We start from the raw sequence: 14,452 nt of genomic DNA, 5'->3' as shown, positions 1-14,452 counted from the left end.
CACAAGTGCAAGGGCAAACCATGTTGCATCAGAGCTTGCTCTCACAAGTGCAAGGGCAAACCATGTTGCATCAGGCTTGCTCTCACAATTGCGCTGCAATACCTGTGGGAGCAAGGCTTGCCCGCGATGAGGCCCCTGAGAACAATAAAGGTGCAACGGCTTCTCGCTCGCCACCCCCTGGTGCACCACACCGAACGAAACGTTCGCGTCCCCCCATAGTCAGTAGCTCAAGACACCGCCCACGTTGATAGGCCCGCGATGCTGACTTTGATCAAGCAAGAAAAACTGCTGTTGCTGGCGCTGATCGCCGCAGTGATCGCCTATCCGCTGGAGCACTGGCTGTTGGGCAGCGGGCAGATCGTGGCATTGATCGGCGGGTTGGTGCTGATCGGCTTTATCGTCGCGGCGTCCATGCGTGTCGCCCATCATGCAGAGTTGCTGGCGGAAAAGGTCGGTGATCCTTACGGCACTATGATCCTGACCCTGGCGGCGGTGCTGGTAGAAGTGGTGATCCTGGCGATCATGATGAGCAACGAAGCTTCGCCGACCCTAGTGCGCGACACGATTTATTCGGCGGTGATGCTCGACATCAACGGCATTCTCGGCCTTGCCGCGTTGATGGGCGGAATCAAGCATGGCGAGCAGGCTTACAACGATGATTCGGCGCGCACCTACAGCGTGATGATTCTCACCGCCATGGGCGTGTCGATGGTGGTGCCGGAGTTCATTCCCCAAGAGAGCTGGAAGCTCTATTCGGCATTCACCATCGGCGCGATGATCGTGCTGTACACCCTGTTCCTGCGCATGCAGGTGGGCCCTCACAGTTACTTTTTCAGCTACAGTTACCCGGAAAAACGCCGCCGGAAAGAGCCGCTGGAAAACCAGCCGAAACCCATCAGCCTGACGTTCTCCATCGCGGCACTGGTGTTTGGCGTCGTGGTGATCGGAGCCTTGGCCGAAGTCATGTCCAAAGCCATCGACCTGGGGCTGGAAGGTTCAGGGGCGCCGCCGGTGGTTACGGCGATTCTGGTGGCCGCCATTTCCGCGGCACCGGAAATCCTCACCGCCTTGCGCGCGGCGCTGGCAAACCGCATGCAGTCGGTGGTGAATATCGCCTTGGGGGCTTCGCTGTCCACCGTAATCCTCACGGTGCCGGTGATGGAAGCGATGGCGCTCTATACCGGCCAGCCGTTCCAGATGGCAATGACCCCGGTACAGACGGTGATGATCTTCATCACCTTGATCGTCTGCGCCATCAACCTCAACGATGGGGAAACCAATGCCATCGAGGGCATGACCCATTTTGTGTTGTTTGCGACGTTTATCATGCTGTCCTTGCTGGGACTCTAGAAGAGCATCGCGGGCAAGCCTTGCTCCCACAGTGAATAGTGGGTGTTCATGACGGCAGCCTTGCTCCCACAGTGAATGGTGGGTGTTTATGAAGTCAGCCTTGCCGTGAGACCTGTGGGAGCAAGGCTTGCCCGCGATGGCGTCCGGTCAGGCGCCGGCGATCAATTCCCGCGCCGCCTGGCTATGATCAGCAATCAACCCCTTCAGGTCCAACCCCTCGACCTGCCCGTCGATGACCCGCCACTGCCCACCGATCATCACCCGGTCCACCCGGTCCGCGCCGCACAGCAGCAAGGCCGAAACCGGATCGTGGCTGCCGGAGAAGCGCAGTTCGTCGAGCTTGAACAGCGCCAGGTCAGCCTGCTTGCCCACCGCCAGTTCACCGATATCGCTGCGCCCCAGCAGTTGTGCCGAACCGCTTGTTGCCCAGCCCAGCACTCGCTGCGGGGTGATCGCCTGCGCGCCATAGCGCAGGCGCTGGATGTACAACGCCTGGCGGGTTTCCAGGATCATGTTCGAGGCATCGTTGGATGCCGAGCCATCTACACCCAGGCCCAGCGGAGCGCCGGCGGCGGTGAGCTCCAGGGTTGGGCAAATGCCTGAGGCCAAGCGCATGTTGGAACTTGGGCAATGGCAGATACCAGTGCCGGCGGCACCGAGGCGGGTGATTTCCTCAGCGTTGAAATGAATGCCGTGGGCCAGCCAGGTGCGTGGCCCGAGCCAGCCGACGCTGTCCAGATAGTCCACGGTGCGCAGGCCGAAGCGTTGCAGGCAGAAGTCCTCTTCGTCGAGGGTTTCGGCCAGGTGGGTGTGCAGGCGCACGTCGAGTTTCTCCGCCAGCTCGGCGCTGGCACGCATGATTTCAGGCGTGACCGAAAACGGTGAACAAGGCGCCAGGGCAATCTGGATGTGCGCACCGTCGCCGCGCTCATGGTATTGGCTGATCAACCGCTGGCTGTCCTCGAGGATCACTTGGCCCTGCTGCACGGTCTGTTGCGGCGGCAAGCCTCCGTCAGCTTCGCCCAGGCTCATGGAACCGCGAGTCAGCATCGCGCGCATGCCCAGTTCTCGGACGCTTTGCACCTGCACATCGATGGCATTTTCCAGGCCTTCGGGAAACAGGTAATGGTGATCAGCCGCGGTGGTGCAGCCTGAAAGCAGCAGTTCGGCCAGCGCCACTTTGCTTGCCAGGGCTAGTTTTTCCGGCGTCAAGCGCGCCCATACTGGGTAGAGGGTTTTCAGCCACGGAAACAGCGGTTGGTTCACCACCGGTGCCCAGGCGCGAGTCAGGGTCTGGTAGAAATGATGATGGGTGTTGATCAGCCCCGGCAGGATCACATGCTCGCGGGCGTCGAAGACGATGTCACAGGGCTGCGTGGGTTGTTGGCCGGCGCTCAGCAGTTCGACGATCACGCCGTTTTGCAGGACAAGACCACCGCGGGTATCGAGGTCGTTGGCCGTGAAGATGGCGAGGGGATTTTTTAACCAGGTACGGGTCGCAGGCATGGTGGCCGGCTCCTCTGAAAGTGGGTTCAGGTTAGCCAGCTCAGTGATGCCCTGTCTGCTGATCCAGGGTCGCCCGTTGGAGGGGCGAGGTACGGAGTTTACTCAGGTTGCGGGGCACATTTCCAGAGTTGAACGGGAGCCATGTGGGAGCGAGCCTGCTCGCGATAGCGGTGTGTCAGTCGACATCATGGTGAATGTTAGACCGCAATCGCGAGCAGGCTCGCTCCCACAGGGGGAAGGTTTGGGTTACCAGGGAATCGTCTCACCCTTGTAGTTGACGAAATGATGCCCACCCTTGCCGGCAAAGGCATTGACCTGATCAATCAGGCCCCGGGTGCTGGTCTCGACATCAATGTCCGCGCCTTCGCCACCCATGTCGGTCTTCACCCAGCCCGGGTGCAGCGACAGGACGGTCAGCGTCTGTTCGCCCAGTTGGCTGACGAAACTGTTGGTCATGGAATTGAGCGCAGCCTTGCTCGCCTTGTACAGCGCCAGTTCCGGGGCGTCAGGCATGGTCACGCTGCCCAGCACGGAGCTCATGAATGCCAACACGCCACTGCCATCGCGGATCTGGCCGACGAAACGCTGGGCCAGGTTGATCGGCGCCACGGCGTTGGTGAAGAACAACTGGCCGACTTCGGCCAGCGTCGCACCGCCGGGGCTCTGGTTGCCAGGGCCTTTGACGCCGGCGTTGACGAACAATAGATCGAAGGTTTCGTCCTTGAGCTGCTGGCTCAGGGCGATGACAGCTTGCTGGTCGTCCATGTCGAGCTTTTCGATCCGCACCGGCCCAAGCGCCTTCAACGCCTCGGCGTTCTGCGGGTTGCGCACCGTGGCGGTCACGCTCCAGCCATCGCTGAGCAGTGTCTTCACCAGGCCAAGGCCCAGGCCTCGGGAGGCGCCAATGATCAATGCGTGTTTTGCCGAATTCATGAGGGGCATCCTTGATGAAAAAAGGTCACGGATTTAATGGACAACGTTGCCCGAGCCGTTGTTTCAGCTCGTGACGCAACGCGTCGAGTTCGGTCATGCGGGTTTCGATCAGGTCCAGTTTGTCTTGCAGTAATTGCGTCACGGCGCGGTCCGGGTCCGGTGCGTTCCACAGCGCGGCGACACTGTTGCCGATCTCGCCGAGGGTAAAGCCCAGGCGCTGGGCGGTCTTGATGTAGAGCACCAACTGCACCATGTCGGCGGGGTAATCGCGATAGCCATTGGCACTGCGTCGTGCCGCGATCAGCCCGCGTTTCTCATAGAAACGCAGCGTGTCACGGCTGACGGTACAGGCCTGGGCCAGTTCACCAATGCGCATGATGAGTCTCCGCGGGGCTTGACCCTGGAGCATACCCCAGGCTTTAGCTTCTTTGCTCCCCGATTATCTGGAGCAATGCGTATGTGGACTTCAATGCAATACCGCCGACTGGTGCGCGGCAGTGCCTGGTACGACCTGATCGCGACAGCCGCGTTTGCCACGCCGTGGAGTTTTGCGGCGGTACACGGCGTGTTGGTGAGCATCAGCCAAATGTTAAACCTGCCGGGCGAGCTGCCACCGTTCGCGTCGGTGCACATGCTGATGGCAAATTTGTTGGGTTCAATTGTCTGTGTATGGGCGGTGCTGCGGATTCGTGATCCGCAACCGCTGTACGGGCGCTATGACGCGGCGGGGCGGTTTCTGTTTGCGGCCTGGCAGCTTTATGCACTGCTTCATGGGGCCAGTGCGGTGTTGTGGGTTTTCCTATTTTTCGAGTTGCTGTGGGGCGTTATGCAGGTGTTGCCTGTTCGGGCTTCATCGCGGGCAAGCCTTGCTCCCACAAATCACTGAAAGTCTGTGGCCTTCATGAAAACACTGAAAGTCTGTGGAGTTCATGAAAAACTGTGGGAGCAAGGCTTGCCGGCGATAGGTGCGCCGCGGTCTATCTCAATGCCCCGCCTGCCAAGGCTGCCCCAGCGACACGGGCGCATACAGCCGGGTACGCACTGCATCCCGGGACAACAGCACCAGCACCACGATGGTTGCGGCATACGGCAACATCGCCAGCAGACTCGATGGAACCGCCAGCCCCAGCCCCTGGGCCACCAGATGCAGGATGCTAGCGAGGCCAAACAGATAGGCGCCCAGCAGCAGGCGCCAGACTCGCCAACTGGCGAACACCACCAGCGCCAGGGCGATCCAGCCGCGCCCGGCGCTCATGTTCTCGGCCCACATCGGCGTGTAGGCCAGCGATAGATAGGCCCCCGCCAGCCCTGCCATGGCGCCGCCGAACAGCACCGCCAGGGTCCGCACCCGCAACACTGGCAGGCCCATGGCACTGGCGGCATCGGGATTTTCCCCCACCGCCTGGATGATCAGCCCGACGCGACTTTTCCCAATCACCCACGCTACCAGGGCAAACAGTGCAAAAGACAGGTACACCAGCAGATCCTGGGCAAACAGCATCCGCCCGATCAACGGGATGTCACTCAAGTAGGGAATCGCCAGTGGCTCGAACCCTGCCAGCGGCTTGCCGACCCAGGCGGCTCCGACAAAACTCGACAGCCCCACGCCGAAAATCGTCAGCGCCAACCCGGTGGCCACCTGATTGGCGTTGAACACCAGCGCCACCAACGCGAACAGCGCCGACAACAGCATCCCGGCGGCCATTGCCAGCAGCACGCCCAGCCACAGGTTGCCGCTGTTGAACGCGACGATAAAACCGATCACCGCACCGAACAGCATCATGCCTTCCTGGCCCAGGTTTAAAACACCGCTTTTCTCGCAGATCAGCTCACCCAGGGCCACCAGCAGCAACGGTGTGCCGCAACGGATCATGGCGTAGAAAATATTGCTCAACAGGTCGATATCCATCACAGCGCTCCTGCCTGTACGGCGGTGGTCCGGGTGCGCCGGGCCCAGCGCAGGTGCAGGCGTGGCCGATACAGGATCAGTACGTCGCAGGCCAGCAGGAAAAACAGCATCATGCCCTGGAACAACTGGGTGATCGCCTGGGGAAGGTTCAGCGACATCTGCGCGCTTTCGCCGCCGATGTACAACAAGGCCATCAACAGGCTGGCGAACAGAATGCCGATGGGATTCAGACGCCCGAGGAACGCCACGGTAATTGCCGCATAGCCGTAGCCCGGCGATACCTGCGGCACCAGTTGGCCGATTGGCCCGGTCACTTCGCAGACACCGGCGAGCCCGGCCAGCGCGCCGCTGATCAATAGCGCGAGCCACACCAGCGGCTTCTGACGAAAGCCGGCGAAACCGGCGGCGCGAGCATCCAGGCCCAACACTTTGATTTGAAACCCGACAAAACTTTTCTGCAGCATCACCCAGACCGCCACCAGCGCCAGCAGGGCGAAATACAACCCGGCATGAAGCCGCCCGTCTTCCACCAGCAATGGCAGGCGACTGGCATCGCCGAACATGGCCGACTCCGGAAAGTTAAACCCGGCCGGGTCTTTCAGTGGCCCGTGAACGCAGAACAGCAGCAGGTTCAGCGCGATGTAGTTGAGCATGATGCTGGTCAGGATTTCATTGGCATTGAAGCGCGTTCGTAGCCACGCCGTGAGCCCGGCCCAGGCTGCACCGGCCAGGGTGCCGGTCAGCAGAATCAACACCAGAGCCCAACGGCTTTGCATTTCGATGATGTTCACCGCGACAGCGCTACCGGCCAGGGCGCCCAAAAGCAGTTGTCCTTCGGCGCCAATGTTCCAGATTCGTGCCTGATAGGCCACCGCTAGGCCGAGGGCACACAGCAGGATCGGCAAGGCCTTGACCAGCCATTCGGACACGCCGTACAGATCGCTGATCGGTGCGATCAACAAGGTGTACAAGGTTTGCAACGGATCATGCCCCAGGGCGGTGAACAGCAGCGAACCACAACCCAGGGTCAATACGGCGGCCAGCAGTGGCGAGCACCAGAGCATCAGGCGCGATTGTTGGCCGCGGGGTTCAAGAGACAGCAGCATAAAAACTCCGTTAGACCGTCGCGGGATCAGGGGATTGAGGGGCGTCGAACTGGCCGGCCATCCAGCCGCCGACGTCGCTGAGCCGGGTTTGGACGGTGGGCCTCAAGGCGGACAAACGCCCGCCGCACAAGGCGCCGAGGCGGTCGCTGATCTGGAACAGTTCGTCGAGGTCTTCGGAGATCACCAGGATCGCGGCACCCGCATCGCGTAAGGCAATCAGGGCCCTGTGGATGGTCGCCGCCGCGCCGACGTCCACGCCCCAGGTCGGATGCGCTGCCACCAGCAGCTTGGGCTGTTGGAGGATTTCCCGACCGAGGATGAATTTCTGCAAGTTGCCCCCCGATAGGCTGCGCGCCGGGGTTCTGGTGTCGGGTGTCTTCACCCCAAAACGACGGATAATCTCTTCGGCCAGGTGCTCGACCTTGCGCCGTTGAATCAGGCCGCAACTGATCAGTCCTTGCTGGAAGGCGCTGAGCAGGGTGTTATCCACCAGACTCAATTGCGGTACGGCGCCGTGGCCCAGGCGTTCGGCGGGGACAAATGCCAGCCCGAGGCGGCGACGGGCGTCGGGTCGCAGATGAGCCACGGGTTGCCCGTCGAACCGGATCGTCTCGCCTTTGTGGCGGGGCAATTGCGTTTCACCGCTGAGCAATGCCAGCCACTCGTCCTGCCCATTACCCGCGACTCCGGCGATACCGACGATTTCGCCGCTGCATACTTCAAGGTCTATATCCCGTAACGAGCAACCGAACGGGTCTGGGTTTTGCCATGACAGTTTCTGGATCTCAAGGAACGCTTTATCTGCGCTGACCTTGGGATAATCCGCGATCAGCCCGGCCGCTTCGCCGACCATCAACTGCGCCAATTCCCGGTCCGAGCACCGCGCCGGTGTGCAATGCCCTGACACCCGTCCGCCACGTAATACAGTGGCGCTGTGGCACAACGCGCGGACCTCGCCCAACTTGTGGCTGATGAACAAAATGCTGCAGCCTTCGCTTGCTAGGCGTCGAAGGGTCACGAACAGTTCTTCGGCTTCCTGGGGCGTCAGCACCGAGGTGGGTTCATCGAGAATCAGCAGGCGGATGTCCTGCATCAAACAGCGAATGATCTCCACCCGTTGGCGCTCGCCAATCGACAAGCTGTGGACCAGCCGCTGCGGCTCCAGCGCCATGCCGTAGCGCCGGGAAACATCGCGGATTCGCGGTTCCAGTTGCGCCGGAGTGCCGGCCGCCGCGCCCATGGCCAGGGCGATGTTCTGCGCCACGGTGAGGGTTTCAAACAGCGAGAAATGCTGGAATACCATACCGATCCCCAGGCTGCGGGCCTGGGCCGGGTTGCGCAGGTTGACCCGTTGGCCTTGCCAGATCACCTCGCCCGAATCAGCTTGGGTAACGCCGTAGATAATCTTCATCAGGGTGCTTTTGCCCGCGCCGTTTTCGCCGAGCAGCGCGTGGATCTCGCCGGGCTGGATACTCAGGTCGATGGCGTCATTGGCCAGGCAACCAGGGTAGCGTTTGCTGATATTGCGCAATTGCAGGCGCGGGATGGAATCGGGGTCGGACATGACAGGCTCGGGTCAATGGACATGAATGCCTGTGGATAAAGCAATTTCCTGGCCAGCAGGTCAGGAAATGTCGGCGAACCCCGCGCTTTGGCTGTCGGATTGGCATACACGCCACCACTTGCACTATTGATCGGGCACCGCAATGGGGCGAGCAGGGTAATCCGGGCGTTGTTTGTGCCCCGAAACGGGTGGTTAAAAAATGATCAGGCGGCTGCGAGCCATGCCTTTCATGGGACGGCGTGAGCCATGAACGGGTTATCCACAGGATGTTCCACAGTTATTGTGCGCAAGCCTGAAGGTCCGGCATAACCAGCGCCCGGCTTTCTTCTAAAGGTGATAAAACATCGCAAGCATCTGTTTTTCTAACGAATTCGTACAGAAAACAGTGCTTTGATCAAAAAACGAACAATGACCGCAAAGCCGCATGACAGAAGGGTTACAGCGGAATGTACTCAGGTTATCCACAGTCGGGTGCACAGTGGATGTGGGCAAGTCGCACGATGGCGTTTGCCCTGAAAAGTCGCAGGCCCCTTCGCTCTCAACGGGCCAGCAGAATCCGTCCGCGGCTCAGGTCGGCCAATTGCTTCTGCAATGTTTCGATCTTCGCTTCACCCACGGCCACCTGCAAGTCCACGCCATTGGCTGTAAAGCTCTCGGCGTTCACCAGTCCGCCGCATTCGGCCACCCGCAGTTTCACCAGGGGCAGTTCCGCGAAACCGCAGGTGCAGCGCAGCGCCACGCGGCTGATCAATTCAACCTTCTCGGCGTTTTGCAGGCATTTGTTTGCGCCCCCGCCATAGGCCCGGGCCAGCCCTCCGGTGCCCAACTGGATTCCACCGTACCAACGGATCACCAGCACCACGACTTGATCGCAAGCCTGGGCTTCGATGGCCGCCAGGATCGGTCGCCCGGCAGTGCCACCCGGTTCGCCGTCGTCGTTGCTGCGGTATTGGTCGCCGAGTTTCCAGGCCCAGCAGTTGTGCGTGGCGTTCAGATCGCTGTGCTGTTCTATAAAGGCCACGGCATCGGCTGGGCTGGTGATAGGGGCGGCGAGGGTGATGAAGCGGCTTTTGCGAATCTCTTCGCGGTATTCACAAAAGCCGGTGAGGGTAAAAGGCATGAGGATCTTAAAAGGTTGGTTTCAGGCCGCAGCCCTTGAGAATGATGCGGATCAGGTTGTCGCCAGCATCGAGCATGTCCTGCTTGGTCAACTTGCTGCGACCGGTCACGCGGCAGATCTGGGTGGCAAAGTCAGCGTAATGCTGAGTACTTCCCCACAATAGAAAGATCAGGTGCACGGGGTCGATCGGGTCCATCTTGCCGGCATCGATCCAGGCCTTGAACACCGCTGCGCGGCCGTTGAACCAGGTGCGATAATCCTGGTTGAAATATTCAGTCAGGCATTCACCCCCGCTGATCACTTCCATGGCGAAAAGCCGAGACGCCTGGGGCTGGCGGCGGGAGAACTCCATTTTGGCGCGTATGTAGCGGGTCAGGGCTTCGGCCGGATCATCCTCGGCGGTGAGGGTATTAAAGGTGCTGTCCCACAACTCGATGATGTTGCTCAGCACCGCCACGTACAACCCAAGCTTGTTGGTGAAGTAATAATGCAGGTTCGCCTTGGGCAGGCCGGCTTTCAAGGCGATGGCATTCATGCTGGTGCCCTTGAACCCGTGACGGGCGAATTCATCTTCGGCAGCCTTGAGAATGGTCTCTTCGTTTTTTTGACGAATGCGGCTGGTGGGCTTGCCACCGTGGGCAGGGACTTCAAAGGTCATGGGCGTTTCCGGGCTGGGTCTGTGGGGCAAGCAAATGCGTTGATAGCGCACCGGCAGCGATCCGACAAGTGCCATCACACTAAAAGCATCTCGATGGCGATCACCTGATCTTGTGGGAGCGGGCTTGCTCGCGAAAGCGGAGGGTCATTCAATATAGGTGTCGACTGATACAACGCCTTCGCGAGCAAGCACGCTCCCACAGGGTTAGCGAGTTGCAGCCAGACTCTGGAGAAAACTCTCTAGCACCAGATGAGGCCGACGCCCCTTGCGCGTGACTGACGCCAGGCTCAAATCATAGAACCGGACCGTGGGCTTGAGGGCGCGCAACCGTCCCTGCTGGACCCACAGACTGGCGTAATGATCCGGCAGGTAACCGATGTAACGCCCTGTAAGAATCAGGAACGCCATGCCTTCGCGGTCCGATGCACTGGCGGTGCAATTGAGTGCCTGGTAGTGGGCCTGGATCTCGGCCGGCAGGCGGAAGGTCGGTGCGATGGCATCCTGGCTGTCGAGGCGAGCGTCGTCCAGTTGTTGGTCATCCATATAAAACAACGGATGCCCGACCGCGCAATACAACAGCGAGCGTTCGCTGTAGAGCGGTTGATACTCCAGCCCGGAAAGGGCGCTGGCCTGGGGCACCACGCCGACATGCAATCGACCGTCGAGAACGCCCTGTTCGACCTCGTTGGGAGCGATCATGCGAATCTGAATCTGCACGTCAGGCCCGCGTTCCTTCAATTGGGCCAGGGCATGGGTGATGCGCATGTGGGGCAGGGTGACGAGATTATCGGTCAGGCCGATGATCAACTCGCCGCGCAAGTGCTGATGCAGGCCATTGACCTCGGTGCGAAAGCTTTCCAGTGCACTTAATAGTTGCAAGGCCGATTGATAGACCTCGCGGCCTTCCTCCGTCAGGGAAAAACCCGCACGCCCGCGCTGGCACAGCCGCAGGCCAAGGCGCTGTTCAAGGTCGCTCATCTGCTGGCTGATGGCGGAGCGACCGATCCCAAGCACCGTCTCTGCTGCGGAGAATCCACCGCACTCCACCACGCTTCGAAAAATGCGCAACAGACGAATATCAAAGTCGCTGACCTGGGCCAGCGGATCGGGACGACGCGCACTCATAGTTTAGTGATCCGCTGACTGAAGGTTAGAAAAGTTGGATTTCACCGACTTTATCGCCGTGGCAAGTTAGCTGCAAGAACGTCTTTCGATCCCTGTTGCTCCTGTCCTGCGAGGTTTTGTCGATGAACATGCCCGAACATGCTGCCGGCTCCCTGGCCAGCCAGCTCAAGCTTGATGCCCACTGGATGCCTTATACCGCCAACCGCAACTTCCAGCGTGATCCACGTCTGATCGTCGCCGCCGAAGGCAGTTGGCTGGTGGATGACAAAGGGCGCAAGGTGTACGACTCGCTGTCGGGCCTGTGGACGTGTGGCGCCGGGCACACCCGCAAGGAAATCCAGGAAGCGGTCGCCAAACAGCTGGGTACCCTCGACTACTCGCCGGGCTTCCAGTACGGCCATCCGCTGTCGTTCCAACTGGCGGAAAAAATCACCAACCTGACACCGGGCAACCTCAACCATGTGTTCTTCACCGACTCCGGTTCCGAGTGTGCCGATACCGCAGTGAAAATGGTCCGCGCCTACTGGCGTCTCAAGGGCCAGGCGACTAAGACCAAGATGATCGGCCGTGCCCGTGGCTACCATGGTGTGAACATCGCCGGCACCAGCCTTGGCGGCGTCAGCGGTAACCGCAAGCTGTTCGGCCAGGCAATGATGGACGTCGATCACTTGCCCCACACTTTGCTGGCGAGCAATGCCTATTCCCGCGGCATGCCAAAAGAGGGCGGTATCGCCTTGGCCGATGAGCTGTTGAAGCTGATCGAGCTGCACGATGCCTCCAACATCGCCGCTGTGTTTGTTGAACCGATGGCCGGTTCCGCTGGCGTGCTGGTACCGCCTGAAGGTTATCTCAAGCGCCTGCGAGAAATCTGCGACCAGCACGGCATCCTGTTGGTGTTCGATGAGGTCATCACCGGGTTCGGCCGCACCGGCTCGATGTTCGGTGCCGATAGTTTCGGCGTAACCCCGGACCTCATGTGCGTTGCCAAGCAGGTCACCAATGGCGCGATTCCCATGGGCGCGGTGATAGCCAGCTCCGAGATCTACCAGACGTTCATGAACCAGCCGACGCCTGAGTACGCGGTGGAATTTCCCCATGGCTACACCTATTCGGCGCACCCGGTGGCGTGCGCGGCAGGTTTGACGGCGCTGGATCTGCTGCAGAAGGAAAACCTTGTGCAAAGCGTGGCCGAGGTGGCTCCGCATTTCGAGAATGCCTTGCATGGCCTGAAGGGGGCAAAGAACATCATCGACATCCGCAACTATGGCCTGGCCGGGGCAATCCAGATCGCGCCCCGCGATGGCGACGCGATCGTGCGCCCGTTCGAGGCAGGCATGGCGTTGTGGAAAAACGGGTTCTACGTGCGTTTCGGCGGCGACACTCTGCAATTCGGGCCAACGTTCAACAGCAAGCCACAGGATCTGGATCGTTTGTTCGATGCGGTCGGTGAAGTGCTGAACAAACTCGACTGACGCATCCTTCCATATAGCTTTCAATACGGGCGTCCGGCAGCGGACGCCTGTGGATAACATTCTGGAGTCCCCATGAGCCTCATTGCGCATTTGATCAATGGCGAACTGCTGAGCGACAGCGCTCGTACCGCCGACGTGTTCAACCCTTCAACCGGCCAGGCGATTCATAAGGTGCCACTGGCTGATCGTGCGACGATCCAGCGGGCTATCGATGCCGCCAAGTCGGCCTTCCCTGCCTGGCGCAACACACCGGCGGCCAAACGAGCGCAGGTAATGTTCCGGTTCAAGCAGTTGTTGGAGCAGAACGAGTCGCGCATCGCCCAGTTGATCAGCGAAGAGCACGGCAAGACCCTGGAAGACGCGGCCGGAGAGCTTAAGCGCGGCATCGAGAACGTCGAATTTGCCTGTGCGGCACCGGAGATTCTGAAGGGCGAATACAGCCGCAACGTAGGACCGAACATCGATGCGTGGTCAGACTTCCAGCCCTTGGGCGTGGTGGCGGGCATCACGCCATTCAACTTCCCTGCGATGGTCCCGCTGTGGATGTACCCGCTGGCGATCGTCTGTGGCAACTGCTTCATCCTCAAGCCGTCCGAGCGTGACCCGAGTTCGACGCTGCTGATTGCCCAGTTGTTGTTGGAAGCCGGTTTGCCCAAGGGCGTCTTGAGCGTGGTGCATGGCGACAAGGCTGCCGTGGATGCACTGATCGAAGCGCCGGAAGTGAAGGCGCTGAGTTTTGTCGGCTCGACGCCGATTGCCGAATACATCTATGCCGAAGGCACCCGGCGCGGCAAACGCGTTCAGGCACTGGGTGGGGCTAAGAACCACGCGGTCTTGATGCCGGATGCAGATCTGGATAACGCCGTCAGTGCGCTGATGGGCGCGGCCTATGGGTCGTGCGGCGAACGCTGCATGGCGATTTCAGTGGCGGTGTGTGTGGGCGATCAGGTAGCGGATGCGCTGGTAGCCAAGCTGGTGCCGCAGATCCAGTCGCTGAAAATCGGCGCGGGTACGTCGTGCGGGCTGGACATGGGGCCGTTGGTGACCGGACAGCATCGCGACAAGGTCAGCGGCTATATAGAAGATGGCGTATCGGCGGGTGCGTCGTTGATTGTCGATGGTCGCGGTTTAAGCGTGGCCGGGCATGAGGAAGGGTTCTTCCTGGGCGGCTGCCTGTTTGATCGCGTGACACCCGAGATGAGCATCTATAAGGAAGAAATTTTCGGGCCGGTGCTGTGCATCGTCCGGGTCAACAGCCTGGAAGAGGCGATGCAACTGATCAACGATCACGAGTATGGCAACGGCACCTGCATCTTCACCCGTGATGGCGAAGCGGCGCGGTTGTTCTGCGATGAGATCGAAGTCGGCATGGTGGGCGTCAACGTTCCATTGCCGGTGCCTGTGGCCTATCACAGCTTTGGCGGTTGGAAGCGTTCGCTGTTCGGCGACCTGCACGCCTATGGTCCGGACGGGGTGCGTTTCTATACCCGTCGCAAGGCGATTACCCAGCGTTGGCCGCAGCGTGCCAGCCATGAGGCTTCACAGTTCGCGTTCCCCAGTTTGTAATCGGTCGGTGAAGAGGCGGCGCCCTTGGGCGTCGGCCTCTGTGTTTGCAGGGCTTTTAGACTGATGTGACAGAATTGTGAAAATAGGTGTTGACGGCAAATTCTGGACGTCTATAATTCGCCCCACTTCCGGCGCAGTCGAAA

13 protein-coding genes are annotated in these 14,452 nt (G+C 60.3%); 4 read left to right on the top strand and 9 right to left on the bottom strand.

All coding sequences use genetic code 11. The annotated features are described in order from the left end of the window. Positions 1 to 258 precede the first annotated feature (258 nt). Positions 259 to 1,350, top strand: coding sequence for a calcium:proton antiporter (locus tag MA884_RS27035; RefSeq protein WP_256233363.1), 1,092 nt, complete (start codon positions 259 to 261; stop codon positions 1,348 to 1,350). A 147-nt stretch (positions 1,351 to 1,497) separates the two neighbouring features. Here the strand turns inward: MA884_RS27035 and MA884_RS27030 are convergent, their stop codons facing one another. From MA884_RS27030 to MA884_RS27020, 3 genes are all read right to left on the bottom strand, one after another. Continuing rightward, the gene (locus MA884_RS27030) at positions 1,498 to 2,856 is read right to left on the bottom strand and encodes an 8-oxoguanine deaminase (RefSeq protein ID WP_256233362.1); all 1,359 of its coding nucleotides are present in this window, start codon (positions 2,854 to 2,856) and stop codon (positions 1,498 to 1,500) included. Positions 2,857 to 3,102: 246 nt separating this feature from the next. Next, positions 3,103 to 3,789: an SDR family oxidoreductase gene (locus MA884_RS27025; protein WP_256233361.1), complete on the bottom strand. Its 687-nt coding sequence runs from the start codon at positions 3,787 to 3,789 to the stop codon at positions 3,103 to 3,105. Positions 3,790 to 3,814: 25 nt separating this feature from the next. Continuing rightward, positions 3,815 to 4,165: a MerR family transcriptional regulator gene (locus tag MA884_RS27020; RefSeq protein WP_256233360.1), complete on the bottom strand. Its 351-nt coding sequence runs from the start codon at positions 4,163 to 4,165 to the stop codon at positions 3,815 to 3,817. Positions 4,166 to 4,246: 81 nt separating this feature from the next. On the opposite strand from MA884_RS27020, the gene MA884_RS27015 reads away from it, so the two are divergent. Further along, entirely contained in the window at positions 4,247 to 4,675 is a 429-nt protein-coding gene (locus tag MA884_RS27015) for a hypothetical protein (RefSeq protein WP_256233377.1), read from the top strand. Positions 4,676 to 4,771: 96 nt separating this feature from the next. On the opposite strand, the gene MA884_RS27010 is transcribed toward MA884_RS27015, so the two are convergent. The 6 genes from MA884_RS27010 to MA884_RS26985 all read right to left on the bottom strand — a co-directional run bounded on the left by MA884_RS27010 (position 4,772) and on the right by MA884_RS26985 (position 11,271). After that, positions 4,772 to 5,698 carry an ABC transporter permease gene (locus MA884_RS27010; RefSeq protein WP_256233359.1) on the bottom strand — a complete coding sequence of 309 codons (927 nt, stop codon included), beginning with the start codon at positions 5,696 to 5,698 and terminating at the stop codon, positions 4,772 to 4,774. After that, positions 5,698 to 6,804: an ABC transporter permease gene (locus MA884_RS27005; RefSeq protein ID WP_256233358.1), complete on the bottom strand. Its 1,107-nt coding sequence runs from the start codon at positions 6,802 to 6,804 to the stop codon at positions 5,698 to 5,700. Before MA884_RS27005 ends, MA884_RS27010 begins: the two co-directional genes overlap by 1 nt. Before the next feature lie 10 nt (positions 6,805 to 6,814). Then, positions 6,815 to 8,368, bottom strand: coding sequence for an ABC transporter ATP-binding protein (locus tag MA884_RS27000; protein ID WP_256233357.1), 1,554 nt, complete (start codon positions 8,366 to 8,368; stop codon positions 6,815 to 6,817). Between the two features lie 538 nt (positions 8,369 to 8,906). Beyond that, positions 8,907 to 9,488 carry a YigZ family protein gene (locus tag MA884_RS26995; RefSeq protein WP_256233356.1) on the bottom strand — a complete coding sequence of 194 codons (582 nt, stop codon included), beginning with the start codon at positions 9,486 to 9,488 and terminating at the stop codon, positions 8,907 to 8,909. Positions 9,489 to 9,495: 7 nt separating this feature from the next. Beyond that, complete coding sequence (locus MA884_RS26990; RefSeq protein ID WP_256233355.1) at positions 9,496 to 10,146, bottom strand: TetR/AcrR family transcriptional regulator; 651 nt, start codon at positions 10,144 to 10,146, stop codon at positions 9,496 to 9,498. Positions 10,147 to 10,350: 204 nt separating this feature from the next. Next, the gene (locus MA884_RS26985) at positions 10,351 to 11,271 is read right to left on the bottom strand and encodes a LysR family transcriptional regulator (RefSeq protein ID WP_256233354.1); all 921 of its coding nucleotides are present in this window, start codon (positions 11,269 to 11,271) and stop codon (positions 10,351 to 10,353) included. Positions 11,272 to 11,393: 122 nt separating this feature from the next. Between MA884_RS26985 and MA884_RS26980 the strand changes: the two genes are divergently transcribed. Both MA884_RS26980 and MA884_RS26975 read left to right on the top strand, forming a co-directional pair. Next, positions 11,394 to 12,743 carry an aspartate aminotransferase family protein gene (locus MA884_RS26980; protein WP_256233353.1) on the top strand — a complete coding sequence of 450 codons (1,350 nt, stop codon included), beginning with the start codon at positions 11,394 to 11,396 and terminating at the stop codon, positions 12,741 to 12,743. A gap of 72 nt (positions 12,744 to 12,815) precedes the next feature. Then, positions 12,816 to 14,309, top strand: coding sequence for a CoA-acylating methylmalonate-semialdehyde dehydrogenase (locus MA884_RS26975; RefSeq protein ID WP_256233352.1), 1,494 nt, complete (start codon positions 12,816 to 12,818; stop codon positions 14,307 to 14,309). Positions 14,310 to 14,452: the final 143 nt, after the last annotated feature.

This window comes from Pseudomonas sp. Q11 (assembly GCF_024494355.1).
Lineage (GTDB): Bacteria > Pseudomonadota > Gammaproteobacteria > Pseudomonadales > Pseudomonadaceae > Aquipseudomonas > Aquipseudomonas hefeiensis.
The sequence above is the reverse complement of the archived record's forward strand: the minus strand, read 5'-3'. Positions and strand labels throughout refer to the sequence as shown.

Excerpts from the sequence above, each read along its gene's own strand:
- MA884_RS27035 (WP_256233363.1), top strand. The coding sequence starts at position 259 with ATGCTGACTTTGATCAAGCAAGAAAAACTGCTGTTGCTGGCGCTGATC.
- MA884_RS27030 (WP_256233362.1), bottom strand. The coding sequence starts at position 2,856 with ATGCCTGCGACCCGTACCTGGTTAAAAAATCCCCTCGCCATCTTCACG.
- MA884_RS27025 (WP_256233361.1), bottom strand. The coding sequence starts at position 3,789 with ATGAATTCGGCAAAACACGCATTGATCATTGGCGCCTCCCGAGGCCTG.
- MA884_RS27020 (WP_256233360.1), bottom strand. The coding sequence starts at position 4,165 with ATGCGCATTGGTGAACTGGCCCAGGCCTGTACCGTCAGCCGTGACACG.
- MA884_RS27015 (WP_256233377.1), top strand. The coding sequence starts at position 4,247 with ATGTGGACTTCAATGCAATACCGCCGACTGGTGCGCGGCAGTGCCTGG.
- MA884_RS27010 (WP_256233359.1), bottom strand. The coding sequence starts at position 5,698 with ATGGATATCGACCTGTTGAGCAATATTTTCTACGCCATGATCCGTTGC.
- MA884_RS27005 (WP_256233358.1), bottom strand. The coding sequence starts at position 6,804 with ATGCTGCTGTCTCTTGAACCCCGCGGCCAACAATCGCGCCTGATGCTC.
- MA884_RS27000 (WP_256233357.1), bottom strand. The coding sequence starts at position 8,368 with ATGTCCGACCCCGATTCCATCCCGCGCCTGCAATTGCGCAATATCAGC.
- MA884_RS26995 (WP_256233356.1), bottom strand. The coding sequence starts at position 9,488 with ATGCCTTTTACCCTCACCGGCTTTTGTGAATACCGCGAAGAGATTCGC.
- MA884_RS26990 (WP_256233355.1), bottom strand. The coding sequence starts at position 10,146 with ATGACCTTTGAAGTCCCTGCCCACGGTGGCAAGCCCACCAGCCGCATT.
- MA884_RS26985 (WP_256233354.1), bottom strand. The coding sequence starts at position 11,271 with ATGAGTGCGCGTCGTCCCGATCCGCTGGCCCAGGTCAGCGACTTTGAT.
- MA884_RS26980 (WP_256233353.1), top strand. The coding sequence starts at position 11,394 with ATGAACATGCCCGAACATGCTGCCGGCTCCCTGGCCAGCCAGCTCAAG.
- MA884_RS26975 (WP_256233352.1), top strand. The coding sequence starts at position 12,816 with ATGAGCCTCATTGCGCATTTGATCAATGGCGAACTGCTGAGCGACAGC.